At 67.1% G+C, this 13,739-nt stretch carries 12 protein-coding genes; 6 read left to right on the plus strand and 6 right to left on the minus strand.

What is annotated here, in order from left to right:
* Position 1: 1 nt before the first annotated feature.
* Complete coding sequence (locus FS507_RS09180; protein WP_145942582.1) at positions 2 to 547, minus strand: TetR/AcrR family transcriptional regulator; 546 nt, start codon at positions 545 to 547, stop codon at positions 2 to 4.
* Positions 534 to 1,970, minus strand: a complete 1,437-nt coding sequence (locus tag FS507_RS09185; RefSeq protein WP_260853282.1) for an MFS transporter — start codon at positions 1,968 to 1,970, stop codon at positions 534 to 536. The genes FS507_RS09180 and FS507_RS09185 overlap by 14 nt, the downstream gene beginning before the upstream one ends.
* 432 nt (positions 1,971 to 2,402) lie before the next feature.
* Here FS507_RS09185 and FS507_RS09190 point away from each other — a divergent pair, with 432 nt between their 5' ends.
* From FS507_RS09190 to FS507_RS09215, 6 genes are all read left to right on the plus strand, one after another.
* Positions 2,403 to 3,737, plus strand: a complete 1,335-nt coding sequence (locus FS507_RS09190) for a DUF6986 family protein (RefSeq protein ID WP_145942485.1) — start codon at positions 2,403 to 2,405, stop codon at positions 3,735 to 3,737.
* Between the two features lie 29 nt (positions 3,738 to 3,766).
* The gene (allB, locus tag FS507_RS09195) at positions 3,767 to 5,329 is read left to right on the plus strand and encodes an allantoinase AllB (protein WP_145942486.1); all 1,563 of its coding nucleotides are present in this window, start codon (positions 3,767 to 3,769) and stop codon (positions 5,327 to 5,329) included.
* Between the two features lie 8 nt (positions 5,330 to 5,337).
* Positions 5,338 to 6,378 (plus strand): allantoicase, encoded by a 1,041-nt coding sequence (alc, locus tag FS507_RS09200; protein WP_145942487.1) that lies wholly within the window; start codon positions 5,338 to 5,340, stop codon positions 6,376 to 6,378.
* A 152-nt stretch (positions 6,379 to 6,530) separates the two neighbouring features.
* Positions 6,531 to 8,042 carry an NAD(P)-binding domain-containing protein gene (locus FS507_RS09205; RefSeq protein WP_145942488.1) on the plus strand — a complete coding sequence of 504 codons (1,512 nt, stop codon included), beginning with the start codon at positions 6,531 to 6,533 and terminating at the stop codon, positions 8,040 to 8,042.
* 147 nt (positions 8,043 to 8,189) lie between these two features.
* Complete coding sequence (locus FS507_RS09210) at positions 8,190 to 8,582, plus strand: GtrA family protein (protein ID WP_260853262.1); 393 nt, start codon at positions 8,190 to 8,192, stop codon at positions 8,580 to 8,582.
* Positions 8,583 to 8,700: 118 nt separating this feature from the next.
* Positions 8,701 to 9,207 (plus strand): glutathione peroxidase, encoded by a 507-nt coding sequence (locus FS507_RS09215; protein WP_145942489.1) that lies wholly within the window; start codon positions 8,701 to 8,703, stop codon positions 9,205 to 9,207.
* A 161-nt stretch (positions 9,208 to 9,368) separates the two neighbouring features.
* Here FS507_RS09215 and FS507_RS09220 read toward each other — a convergent pair whose 3' ends face one another.
* The 4 genes from FS507_RS09220 to FS507_RS09235 form a co-directional block, all read right to left on the minus strand.
* Complete coding sequence (locus tag FS507_RS09220) at positions 9,369 to 10,436, minus strand: MBL fold metallo-hydrolase (protein WP_145942490.1); 1,068 nt, start codon at positions 10,434 to 10,436, stop codon at positions 9,369 to 9,371.
* A 59-nt stretch (positions 10,437 to 10,495) separates the two neighbouring features.
* Positions 10,496 to 10,936 (minus strand): pyridoxamine 5'-phosphate oxidase family protein, encoded by a 441-nt coding sequence (locus FS507_RS09225; RefSeq protein ID WP_145942491.1) that lies wholly within the window; start codon positions 10,934 to 10,936, stop codon positions 10,496 to 10,498.
* 66 nt (positions 10,937 to 11,002) lie between these two features.
* Positions 11,003 to 12,292 carry a guanine deaminase gene (guaD, locus tag FS507_RS09230; protein WP_145942492.1) on the minus strand — a complete coding sequence of 430 codons (1,290 nt, stop codon included), beginning with the start codon at positions 12,290 to 12,292 and terminating at the stop codon, positions 11,003 to 11,005.
* Entirely contained in the window at positions 12,289 to 13,734 is a 1,446-nt protein-coding gene (locus FS507_RS09235; protein ID WP_260853263.1) for a nucleobase:cation symporter-2 family protein, read from the minus strand. Before FS507_RS09235 ends, guaD begins: the two co-directional genes overlap by 4 nt.
* Positions 13,735 to 13,739 lie beyond the last annotated feature (5 nt).

A 13,739-nucleotide genomic window follows, 5' to 3' on the forward strand; every position in this document is an offset into this window, starting at 1 on the left:
GTTACGGGATCAGCTCCAGGATCGCCGACGTCAGTGCTTTACGCTGCGCATCGGTCAGCGCATGGTCGTGCACGTGATCATGCATCCAGAGTCCGTCGGCGAGAATCTGCACCAGGTACGCCGCACGCTTCAGGGCAGCGTCCTCCCCGTCACCGTCGACCCCGTCGACCGGCGGCAGCCACCGCTCATCGACGTCCCGCCACACCTCGACGAAATCGCGGTGGGTCCGGGAATCCACCTGCAGCAGCAGGTCGGCACGCGTCGCCGACCTGCTCAACGACAGCACCATCGCCCGCAATCTCCCGGCCGGTGACACCTCACCTGCCGGACCGCCGGCGGCGGATTCGAGCTCTTCCTCCCACTGCTCCGCGAGAAAGCGGTGCACCCCGAGCATGAGCTCATGGCGGGACGGGAAGTGGTAGATCAGCCCCGACTTCGACATCCCGGACGCGTCCGCGAGTGACTCGTAGGTCACCGCGTCCAGTCCGTCCGACTCGATGATGCCGACAGCGGCGCGCAGGATCACATCTTTCTTACTCGTGCGCAGAGTAGTCCGCCTCCTTCGGGTTGCCGCGGAAGCACCATGCCGTGACCGCGGCTGCGACGACAGCGACGATACCCGCAATCACCAGCACCAGCAGATAGCCGGTGTCGTAGGCGTCCGCAGCTGCCGCACCGAAGACCGGGTGGTCCACGCCGTGGTCGACGTCACCGGAGACTGCCGAGGGGGCGTTCATCGCGTAGAACATCGGCATCAGGCTTCCGAGGATCGCCACCGACAACAGGGTGCCGAACTCGTAGGAGATGGCCTCCACCGAGGACGCCATACCCGCCCTGCTCTCCGGTGCCGAGCCGATGATCGCCGAGGACGACACCGACATCACACATCCCGAGCCGACGCCCACCAGGCCGAGGCCGATGACCACCTGCCACATCGGCTGGTCAGGCACCGCCCAGACCACGGTGGCCATGCCCACGGCACCGATGATGAAACCGCCGGTGATCAACGTCCGGAAACCGAGACGGTGCAGGTTCATGCCGCCGAGGATCGAGGCCGGGATAGCCGGGACCGCCGCGGAGGCGACCAACAGGCCGGCTTCCAGCGGGCTGAAACCACCCGAGGTCTGGAACCGCTGCGTGGTCATCAGCTCCGCACCCGCCAGCACGAACATCGCGAACATCGCTGCCAGCGTGCCACCTGTGAACATACGGTCACGGAAGATCCCGAACTCCAGCAGCGCGGGCATGCCCCGGCGACGCAGCAGACCCTGACGGTGCGTAAACAGTGCGCCGCCGATGACCGCCACACCGACGGAGGTCAGGACAAGGTTCGTGCTGCCGGCTGAATTGGCGATCTCCTTGATCGCCATCACCGCACCGACCATGGCCAGCATCGCCCACACCGAGGACAGCACGTCCCAGTGGCGGGACGGGTCTGCCTGGTTCGCGGGGGCGTACACGGCTGTCGCGACGAGAATCACGATCACGACCGGCACGTTGATGAGGAACACCGTGCCCCAGTGGAAGTGCTCCAGCAGGAAACCGCCGAGCACCGGTCCGGATGCTGCACCGACCACCGCGATCGACCCCCAGATGCCGATCGCGGTGTTGCGCTCACGGACGTCCGTGAAGGTCTGCCGGATCAGAGCCAGGGTAGCGGGCATCATCGTGGCAGCACCGAATCCGAGGACGGCGCGGGCGGCGATCAGCATCCACGCGTTCGGGGAGAACGCCGCAAGCAACGAGCCGATTCCGAAGACACTCACACCGGTGAGGAACATGACCCGGTGGCCGATCTTGTCCCCGAGGGTGCCGGTGCCGAGCAGCAGTCCCACCAGCACCAGCGGGTAGGCGTTGATGATCCACAGCCCCTGCAGTGCCGTGGTGTGCAGTTCGTCGCGTAGTACGGGCAGCGCCGTGTAGAGGATCGAGTTGTCGGCGCCGACGAGGAACAACCCGAGGCTGATGATGCCGAGGAAGCTCCAGCGCTGGGCAGGAGTGGTGGAGGTGGCGGCGGCGCGGACGCCCCGACCATCCGTGCCGCCGGCGCCTCCGGAGGGACGCCCGGGCGTCCGTCCCGTCGTTGTCGTCGTGTGGCTCACGTTCGCTACCTCCTGTGTATTCCAGTCGCTCCGGTGTTTCCGGATGTTCTGGGTTGTTCCGCACGTGTTGTGCACGCTGACGAACTGTACCGAACGTCCGTTACAGTTACAACACCGTAGGTGCTGGTGGTGACGGAATTCACCTTCCCGGCACCTGTAGGCGAGGACCTCGATACACACGCCGGCCGGATTCATCCTCCGAGTGCACCGTGACGGCCGGGAAATGGGGCAACTGCCCGTCCACCAGCGCCCGATGACGTAACATCCGGAGGAACCACCCCGTACAGTCGAGGAGCATCCTTGCCCGCCCCCAGCGTCGACCCCAGCGTCCTGACAGACATCACCGCCCTCGCCGACACGACGTTGGCGGACATCGACCCGCTGGTCGCCGGACGCTGGGCGACGCCGGTCACGTGGCGCCAACCCGTCCACACCGTGTACGTCCCCGCCCACCTCGTCGTCGGCGACGCCACACCCGGCGCGGACCTCCCACGACGCTGGGCCTCGGATGCTCTGACCGCCCTCGACGCATACGGTGACCCCGCAGAACTCGCCCGGGACCTCGGCGTCGCCGACGAGGAGGCCGACACCGTCGGCGAACTCACCCGGGAGAAACTGCTGCGCGAGCCGATCGAGGATCTGCGCATCGACTTCGAGGACGGCTTCACCCAGCGTGGCGTCCCGCAGACCGACCGCGACGCCGACGAGGACGCCAGGGCACAGCAGGCCGCCGAGGTCCTGGCCACCTGGTTCAGCGCTCCGGACAGCAGCGCTCCGGCCTTCGCCGGTATCCGGTTCAAGTCCTTCGACCCGGCTGTCCGGGACCGTGGACTGCGCACCCTCGTCATCGTCCTGGAAGGACTCGCCGAGCGGAACGTCCTGCGCGACGTGCTGGAGAATGACCGCCGTGCGCTACGGCTGACGCTCCCGAAGGTGCAGCACCACCGACAGGTGGAGGCCTTCGTCGACGTCCTGCGTGCCCTGGAGTCCTCACTCGACCTGCCGGAGATCCCCTTCGAGGTGCAGGTCGAGACCCCGCAGGCCATTCTCGCCGCCGACGGGGCGAACGAACCCGCCCGACTGATCGCCGCCGGCCAGGGCCGCGTCCTGTCGCTGCACTACGGCACCTACGACTACTCGGCGTCTCTGGGGGTCGACGCCGCTGAGCAGGCCATGGACCACCCCGTCGCCGACCACGCGAAGGACGTCCTGCAGGTGGCCACCACCGCCGTCGGCGTGGAGCTCTCGGACGGCTCCACCAACCGCATCCCCGTCGGCACGCGTGCGGAGATCATGGAGGGGTGGCGTATCCACCACGAGCTGGTGGCACGTCACCTGCGCCGTGGTATCCGGCAGGGCTGGGACCTGCACGCCCACCAGTTGGTGACACGTCATCTGACCACCATCGCGTACTTCCGTGCCGACTGGCGGCTCAGCGCCGAACGGCTCCGTGCCTACATCGCCGGGGACACCAGCCGGTGGATGGACGAACCGGCCACCGCGAAGGCGATGGCCGGCTACCTGCTGCGGGCCCGGGCCTGCGGTGCCGTCACCGACCGGGAACTGGGACTCACGGGAGCGGACCACGACCAGTTGCGTAGTCTCCAGGTGAGCGGACGACTGCGAGAAGTCTAAGGAGACTAAGGAGACTAAGGAGCGAACCCATGACAGACATCACCACGATCTACCGGGCGGCCCACGCCGTCTACCTGCCGGAGGACGAGCACACCCCGGTCCAGGGACCCGCGACCGTCCTCGTCTCCGGGGAACAGATCACCGCCGTCTTCGACGAGCAGGACGCCGAGCTCCCCGACGAGTTCACCTACACCGACGCCACGGTGGTGGACGTGCCCGACGACCAGGTCCTCATCCCCGGACTGGTCGACACCCACGTCCACGTCAACGAGCCCGGGCGCACCGAGTGGGAGGGGTTCGCCTCAGTGACCCGGGCGGCCGCCGCCGGCGGAGTGACCACGCTGCTGGACATGCCGCTGAACTCGATCCCCTCCACCGTCACCGTGGATGCCCTGGACGCCAAGCAGGACGTCGCCGCCCCGAAGTCCAAGGTCAACGTCGGCTTCTGGGGTGGTGTGGTACCGGAGAACCTCGGGACCGGAGACCTGCGCGCACTGTGGGAGCGGGGCGTGTTCGGATTCAAGTGCTTCCTGCTGCACTCCGGGGTGGACGAGTTCCAGCCCCTGTCCACCGGGCAACTGCGCCAGGCGATGACCGAGATCGCCGAGTTCGACGGTCTGCTCATCGTCCACGCCGAGGACGCCGACGAGATCGCCACCGGTGAGGCGAAGGTGGACGCCGCCGGTGGCATCGACGAAACCTTCGACAGTTTCCTGGCGTCCCGGCCGTCCTCTGCGGAGGCGAAGGCCATCGCCACGGTGATCGAGGCGGCCGAGGCCACCGGATGCCGGGCGCATATCCTGCACCTGTCCGACTCCGGTTCCATCGACCAGATCGCCGCAGCCCGGGACCGCGGGGTGCGCATCACCGCCGAAACCTGCCCGCACTACCTGACGTTGTTTTCCGAGGAGATCCAGAACGGCGCCACCCAGTACAAGTGCTGCCCGCCGGTACGCACCGCCGGCAACCGTGAACGCCTGTGGAAAGGCCTCGTGGACGGAGTCATCTCCACCGTGGTCTCCGACCACTCCCCCTGTACCGCGGAACTGAAGAAGTTCGCCGAGGTCGCCGACGCCCAGGCGTCCGCCAATGAGCGCAATGAACTCACCGCCTTCTCCGCCCTCGCCGCCACCGGCAACGACCTCGGTGCCGGCGGTGCCGACGGACGCGGATCCGGCGGTTCCTTCGGCGAGGCGTGGGGCGGCATCGGGTCAGTCCAGTTGGGGCTGCCCGTGGTGTGGTCCCAGGCCCGGCTGCGCGGACTGTCGCTGGCGGACGTCATCGGCTGGATGTGCCAGGCCCCGGCGGAATGGGCCGGGCTGCACGACCGCGGCGCCATCCAGGAAGGCCGCCGCGCCGACCTGGCCACCGTGAGCGCCGACGACGCATTCGTCGTCCTGCCCGATGAACTGCACCAGCGCAACAAGGTCACCGCCTACGCCCAACGGGCCCTGGCCGGTGTCGTGACCCGCACCTGGATCGGCGGCAAGCCCGTCTACGTCCGCCCCGCCACCCCGCACGTCCCCGCAGTCGAGCTGGACGACGACGCTGTCTTCCCCGCCGACGTCCGCCCCTTCACCCTCCGACCCTGAGGATCACCATGACCGAGCACTACGACTTCCTGTCCTACCCCGACCTCGCCAGCCGCGCGTTGGCCGGCTCCGTGGTGTGGGCGTCCGACGAATCCTTCGCCGAGCGCGAGAACCTCATCATGCCGCACGAGCCCGCCTTCGACCCGAACGAGTTCGGCAACAAGGGCAAGGTCTACGACGGGTGGGAGACCCGGCGCCGGCGCCACGACGAGGTCGGTGAGAATGACGCCGCCATCGTTCGCCTCGGCGTCCCGGGCCACATCAAAGGCATCGTCGTCGACACCGCCTGGTTCAAGGGGAACTACCCGCCCCAGATCGCCGTGCACGGACTGACCTGCGACGAGTACCTCACAGGCGAGGAGCTGGCCGCCCTGCCCGACGACCGCTGGTTCACCCTCGTCGCCCCCATGGACGCCAAGGGCGACCACAAGCACCACGTCGAGATCTTCCCCGCAGGAGACGCCGCCGCCCGTCGCGTGACGCACGTGAAGCTCGAGATGATCCCCGACGGCGGTATCTCCCGCCTGCGCGTCCACGGGCAACCCGCACCGGACCCGCGTTTCATCACCGGCACCATCGACCTGGCTGCCGTGGAGAACGGTGGACGGGTCACCGAATGCACGAACATGTTCTACTCACACCCGAACCAGATCATCTCGATCGGACGCGCCCACAACATGGGCGGCGGCTGGGAGAATGCGCGACGTCGTGACGACGGCAACGACTCGGTCACCGTCCAGCTCGCCGGGGAAGGGCGCGTGCGCTGGATCGAGTTCGACACGTCCTACTTCGTGTTCAACGCCCCCGGTGACGTGAAGCTGACCGGCATCACCGCCGACGGTGAAGAGGTCGAACTCGTCGGTAAGACGAGGGTGCTGCCGGACACCCGGCACCGCTTCGCCGTGTCCGACACCGCCGAGGGCACCACCGGACCGACGCCGATCGTCGCCGTGCGTGCCGACGTCTACCCCGACGGGGGTATCTCCCGGCTGCGCGTGTGGGGCGAGCTGACCGACAACGGCCAACTCGACATCGAAAGCCGCTGGTAAAAGGGCTCTTCCCCTCTGGATCCCCTCTGGCTTCCCTTCGGAACAACGGGAACATCTCCGCGAAACTCCGTCGAAACAGCCGGTTCCTAGACTCTCGTTTCTGACAGCCGCCCACTCCGGGCGCCGACGACGAGAACGGAGCCGATCGACCGATGACCCGTGTGATCCCCCGACGCCACCGTCCGGCACCTCTGCCGGAGGACGTGGCCCAGGCGAACCTGGAGTCCCTGGCCGCGCAGGCACGTGCCGACATGGCGCTGACCGGCCACAACCATGACTGGGTTCCTGCTCCCGCAGAAGGTGCCTGGAACGTGCTGGTGATCGGTGGTGGCCAGGCAGGTCTCGGGACGGCGTTCGCCCTGTCGCGACACCGGATCGACGGTGTGAAGGTGCTGGAGGCCGGCCCGCCGCAGGAGGCCGGCTGCTGGACCCGCTACGCCCGGATGCACACGCTGCGCAGCCCGAAGAACATGAAGGGCATCGAACTCGACATCCCCTCGCTGCACACCGAACGCTGGTTCGAGGCGAAGTACGGTGCCGAAGCCTGGGCCGCCACCGACCTGACTCCCCGTGAGGACTGGAACGAGTACCTCACCTGGTACCGGGAGACCATCGGTGCCGACGTGGATTTCCACACCCGTATCACGGGGGTGACCAGGCCCGACGACGACGGATACTTCCATGTCGCGGCTGTGCACGGCGGTACGTCCGTGACCTACCGCGCCCGCCGCATCGTTTTCGCCATGGGACTCGTCGGCGGCGGCGGGACGTTCCTGCCGCCGCTGGTAGAGGCACTGCCGCCGCAGTTCCGGGCGCACACGGAGGACTCGATCGACTTCGCCGCACTGCGGGGCAAGCGGGTGATCGTGCTGGGCGGCGGTGCCAGTGGTTTCGACAATGCCTCCGCCGCGCTGGAAGCTGGTGCCGCGAGCGTGGAGATGCACGTCCGGCGTGCGGACATTCCCCGGCAGAACTCGCTGCGCTGGATGGAGTTCCCCGGCATGCAGGAGCACTTCTTCGATCTCAGCGACGAGGAGAAGTGGGAGTTCTCCCTGTTCAACGGCGGACTGCCCCAGCCGCCGACCCAGGCATCGGTGTGGCGTGCCTTCGCCCACGACAACTTCCGACTGCTCACTGACACGCGGTGGGTCTCTGCCGACGTACACGACGGTACGGCTGGAGCTGAGGTAACGGTGACTGACGACCACGGCAAGGTGCACGTCGGCGATGTCGTGATCTCGGCGACGGGTTACACGGTGGACCTGGGACTGCGTCCCGAGTTGCGCGAGTTTCTGCCGGACATCGCCCTGTGGTCCGACCGGTTCCCTCAAGCGTCCGGGCACCCGCTCGGCCGGTGCCCGTACCTGGGAGACGGTTTCCAGTTCCAGGCGAAACAGGACGCATCGCCCGATGCCGGGTCCTACATCCCCCGACTGTTCCACCTGTCCACCGGGGCACGGGCCTCCCACGCAGTGGCGGGCAACCAGCTCTCCGGGATCTATGCGGGGCTGACCCGCCTGGCCAACCGCGTCGCCACGGATATCACCAGGGAGAACTGGCCGGACTTCTTCGCCGGGTTCCAGGCCTTCGAACACGAAGAGGTCGGCAACGTGGGCCGGCACCGTGACGACGAGCCGTGGTTCCCGGTCGCGCCACGGTACTGAGTCACCGCTCAGAACGATTCCGGGCGCATAATCGTTCTGAGCGGTGACTCAGATCGTTCGGTCGAATCGGAGGACGCTCCCCGGTACGGTAGTCGGGTCGCCACCACCCGGTGGCGCCAGTAAACACCACGCCGACCGAGGAGTCTCTTGTACCGGAAAATCCTGCGCTTCGGCATGGTCGGCGTCATCGGTGCCATCGTGGATCTCTCAACCCGAACGCTGCTGCTGTACCTCGGAGCGCCCGGCGTCTTCGCTCGAGGTGGCAGCTACATCGTCGGCAGCACGGTGGCCTACTACCTGAACAGCTACCTCACCTTCAGCGGTGAACGGTCCCTGGCGGAGAAGGCCCGCGCCGCAGCGTCCTATGTCATCTGTTTCACCGCCGCCGTACTCGTCGACCTGCTCCTACGGCATACCTTCCCATCCTTGCCCGGCGTCATCTTCTGGTCCTGGTTCGTCTCACAGGGAGTGGCCACCACGCTGAACTTCCTGCTGCAGAATTTCTGGGTGTTCCGTGCTGCCAGCCCGGACAAGCGTTGACTGGCTGGACTGCGGACCCCGTGTGATCTGAGCCGTCGCTGGGGGCAGGAACCGGCGGTTTTATGCCCCGTGTGACGGCCCAGATCTCCTCCGTCGTCAGACGCGTACCATCGCGCACATGACTTCCACAGACAGCACCGACACCACCAACATCAAGACGATCCCCGTCCGCGCCCTGGACGGCAGTGAACTCAATCTCACGGACTTCAACGGCCCGTTGCTGATCGTGAATGTGGCGTCCAAGTGCGGGCTCACACCGCAGTACACCGCACTCGAGAAGCTTGCCGAGGACTACCGTGACCGGGGGCTGGCGGTCCTCGGCGCACCCTGCAACCAGTTCATGGGTCAGGAGCCCGGCAGCCCCGAGGAGATCGCGGAGTTCTGCTCCGCCACCTACGGCGTGACGTTCCCCCTGACGGAGAAGCTCAACGTCAACGGCGAGGACGCCCACCCGCTCTTCGCTGAACTGACGAAAACTCCTGATGCTGACGGCAAGGCAGGCGACGTCGAGTGGAACTTCGAGAAGTTTCTCGTCAGTAAGGACGGCGAGGTGCTCGCCCGCTTCCGGCCTGCCACCGTCCCGGATGCGCCGGAGATCATCGCCGCCGTAGAAAAGGCACTGTAAACAGTTGCGGACTCCCGGCCGGCCGCAGTCACCCACCGCGTGACTCAGGTGTCAGAATCGGTCACTGCAATGCCTCTGACACGACCGGTTCTGGCACCTGAGTCACACGTCCTACTTCGCGGCATCCGGTCACCGACGAGCTGCTGGAGACCAACGCTGTGTCATGCCTTCTCCAGCACCAGGTCCCGGTACATCATCGTCTGACGGATCGCCGACCACACCATCGGAGAGTTCGCCAGCGACTCCCACCCGCCGCTCCACGTCAGACGTCCCGCGAGGCGCCACACGCTGATCTCCGGGTTCCACTCCAGTACCTGCGCCACCTCATCGGCACGTTCCATGACGTGCTCGCGGGTCTCCTGTCGCCTGGCCGCCAACCCGGTGAAGCAGTACCCGTGACCGGGGATCACCGTGTAGTCGTCGAACTCCGCCAGCCGGTCCAGTGCCGCGAGGTAGTCCTTCACCGGGTTACCGCCCAGGGACGCCACCCCCAGGCCGATGCCGGGGAAGATCTCCGGCAGCACATGATCCGCCGCGATCAGCAGCTTCCGCCGGTCGTCGGCGAAACACAGGTGCCCCGGGGTATGCCCGGGCGTCAGTACCGCACGCCAGCCCAGTTCCCCGGTGATGCCGTGATCCGGCAGAAAGTCCCCGTCCCCGTTCGTCACGTCCGGACGCTGGCGCGGAATGAACGGTGGCAGCCCCTTCGCCGCCAGTGGGAAAGGGAACTTGTCGAGCACACCGTCCGGCGCTCCGATGGTGTGCCGTTCCACGGCGTAGTCGTCCTGCGAACGTCCTGTGCGCGCGGCGTCCACGGTGCGCTGTTCCACCGCCCCCAGGTGGTAGCGCGCCCCGGTCGCCTGCAGCATCTCCGCTGTCGCTCCGACATGGTCCGGGTGCGCATGGGTCACCACCACGTCGGTGATCTCCTCCAGACGTCTCCCCCGCTCGCGCAGGAACGCGTCCAGCGGGCGCAGGACGTTGCCCACCGCGTCCTTCGCCTTGCTGCCGGCCCACCCCGGGTCAACGACCGTGACTCCCCGGTCACCGAGGTGGATCGTGGACAACACGCTGTTCATCACACCTGCGCCCGGCATCGGCACGGCACGGATCCACAACTCGCCGTCGGCTGTACTGACCCGGACCGGCGCGGGCACCTTACTGCCAACTGCCGCCTGGTACTGGGCGCGGAAGATCGGGGTGATGCGGCTGTCTGCACGTTCTGCCATGTGCAGTCAGGTTACCCCGTCGTCCTCGCCGTTGGTCGCTAACGTCCACGGTAGAGGACTCAGTAACGCTCCGGTTCCTCTCCGAGGGAGAAGTCACGGCCGGAGATCTCGGACGGCGTGATCTCCACGTAGTTGTACTTCAGCGTCGGCAGCCACGGTTTCAGAGGCAGGTCGTCGGCGGCGTGGATGTCGTCGGCACTGGTCAACACACGAGCCTCCCCCTTCACGATCACGGACCAGGCCTGAGCAGGGTTACCGTCACCATCGGCGTCCACGTGGTCGGCCTCGAACAGGACACGGGAGTTGACCTGCGTGAGGGTGAACAGTTTCGTTCCCTCGGCGGTGCGGAAGTAGATCTTCCCCGCGTTCACCACGTAGTTCAGCGGGAACAGGTCGATGTCGTCACTTCTACTGACGACCACACGGCCGAGGGAGGTGGTGGAGAGACGGTCAAGGGCTTCTTCGTCGGTCAGGCGGATGGCGCCGTTGTTTTCGCTCATGACACTATTATCCGTCCGGGACCATTCTTCCTGCACCCCCGTCGTGGTGTCTGTTAGGCCACACCGTCAGACTCCGGCGACGACGGTCCGTGCCACGGCGCGTTCATCGCCGAGCACCATGGTGGCGAACAGGATCTCCTCGAGGGTCTCCGCCCCGTCCACCCGGTTACGCAGCATCGCCGAATTCTGCGGGCCGGAGGGGTCGAGGACCACCAGGTCGGCGTCCTTGCCTGCCTCCAGCGAACCGACGGATGCCTCGACCCCCAGCGCCTCGGCACCGCCCAGGGTCGCCAGGCGCAGCAGTTGGCCGACGCCCAACGGCGCACCGAGCATGCGCGACGCCTGGTACGCGGAGCCGAGGGTGGCCAGCGGGGACAGGCTCGTCCCCGCCCCCACGTCCGACCCCAGGCCCACACGCAGGCCCGTCACCGACTGAGCCCGGGCGACCCCGAACATGCCCGAACCCAGGAAGAAGTTGGAGGTGGGACAGTGCGCCACGGACGCCTCCACCTGCCCCAGACATCGGAGTTCCCGGTCCGACAGGTGGACCCCGTGACCGAAGACCGACCGCCGACGGACCAGCCCCACCCTGTCGTAGACGTCGGTGTAGTCACGTGTACCAGGAAACAAACTCCGCACCTGCTCGATCTCCGCGGTGTTCTCCGACAGGTGCGTCTGCACCACGACGTCCGGGTAGGACGCGGCGAGCTCGCCGAGGGCGGTGAGCTGGGCGTCCGACGACGTCGGCGCGAAGCGTGGGGTGATCGCGTATTCCAGACGCCCGACGCCGTGCCACCTCTCCAGCAGCGCGACGCTGTCCTCCACCGCGGAGGACGGGGTGTCGAGCAGGTCGTCGGGAGCGTTACGGTCCATACACACCTTGCCGGTGATGACCCGCAGGTTCTTCCTCTGAGCCTGCCGGAACAGCGCTTCCGCACTCCCGGGGTGCACCGTGGCGTAGACGCAGGCGGTGGTCACACCGTTGTCCACGAGCTGGTCGGTGAAGAAGTCCGCCACCCGGTCAGCGTGGATGTCGTCGGCGAAGCGCGCCTCGGCGGGGAAGGTGAACCGTTCCAACCAATCAAGCAGTTCCAGACCTGGCGAGGCGATCATGCCGATCTGAGGATAGTGCACATGGGCGTCGACGAAACCCGGCACGATGAACCGGTCACCGTGGTCCTCGACCAGCGCACCGGGGTACCGGGCCAGGACGTCCTGCACGTCGCCCACGTCCAGGATCGTGCCGTCAGTGTGGGCGACCGCGCCGGACGGGATGTCGAGGAGACCGTCGGTGCCGGACGTGGTCGGGGTGACCACGTGACCGAGGACGACGGTCGGGCGTGTGCCGGCCGTCATCGGACCGCCTGCGCAGCCGTCTCGTCCGGTACATCGACGGCACCGTCCCCGTCCGGCAAGGACGGTTCCGCCAGGTGACCGCCGCCCTGCCGGTTGAGCAGCAGGTTCAGCAGGATCACGGTCACTGCACCCACGGTGATCCCGCTGTCCAGGATCATCTCCAGGCCGGACGGGAGATTCGCGTACAGTCCGTCGAACACGGTGGGCAGCATCGCCACGGCGACGGACACACCGACGATCAGTGCGCGGGTCTCCGTCCAGATCACGGTGGACAGCGTCCTGATGCCCGCCGCGGCGACCATGCCGAACAGGGCGACACCCGCGCCACCGAGGACAGGGGACGGAATGCCGGTGGCGATCTCACCGACCTTCGGCAGCAGACCGAGAACAATGAGGATCAGGCCGGACGCCGTCACCACGAACCGGCTGGCGACCCGCGACAGCGACACCAGCCCCACGTTCTGTGCGAAGGCGGAGTAGGGGAAGGTGTTGAAGACGCCACCGAGGAAGGTCGCCAGACCGTCGGCGCGCAGACCGTCCGCGAGGGTGCGTCCGGTGGCACGACGACCGGTGATGTCGCCGACGGCGACGATGTCCCCGCTGGTCTCCGTCATGATCACCAGGCCGACCAGCACCATAGTGAGGATGGAGGCGATGTCGAATGTGGGTGTGCCGAACTGGAACGGCGCGGGAACACCGACCCAGTCCGCGTTCGACACCGCCGAGAAGTCGCTGGCCCCCACGAACACACCGGCGACGGTACCGACGATGATGCCGCCCAGCACCGCCATCGACGTCCACGCCGCCGGGGCGAAACGGTGGATGCAGATCACGGTGACGAGTGTACCCAGCGCCAGCAGGAAGTTCTGGCCCGTTCCCTGTTCCTCCGCAGGCCCGTTCTGGTTGAAGAGCCACCCGGCGGCGACCGACAGCAGGGACAGCCCCACCACGGTGATGATCGTTCCGATGACCAGTGGCGGGAAGTACTTCACGACCTTGGCGAAGAACGGTGCGACGAGCATCATGACCACGCCGGTGGCGATAACCGACCCGTAGATCGCCGTGATGCCGTGTTCCGACCCGATGGAGATCATCGGCGCGACCGACACGAACGACACACCCTGGATCAACGGCAACCGTGCACCGAACCGCCAGAACCCGAGGGACTGGATCACCGAGGCGACACCGGCGACGAACAGGTCGGCGACGATGAGGTGGTGCATGTCCCCGGCGTCGAACTCACCGGCGGCGACGAGCGCCCCGCCGACGATGAGGGGGACGGCGATAGCGCCGGCGTACATCGCCAGTACATGCTGAAGGCCCAGGATGAACGTCCTGACCAGTGGCGGACGCTGGTCGACGGGGTGGGTGCCGTCGGGCGAGACGGCACCGATCGTGCCGGGGATCTTCTGTACGCTCTCTGCTCTCTCTGCTCTCTCCACCCTGC

The sequence above is a fragment of the Corynebacterium glyciniphilum AJ 3170 genome, assembly GCF_007673095.1.
Classification (GTDB): domain Bacteria; phylum Actinomycetota; class Actinomycetes; order Mycobacteriales; family Mycobacteriaceae; genus Corynebacterium.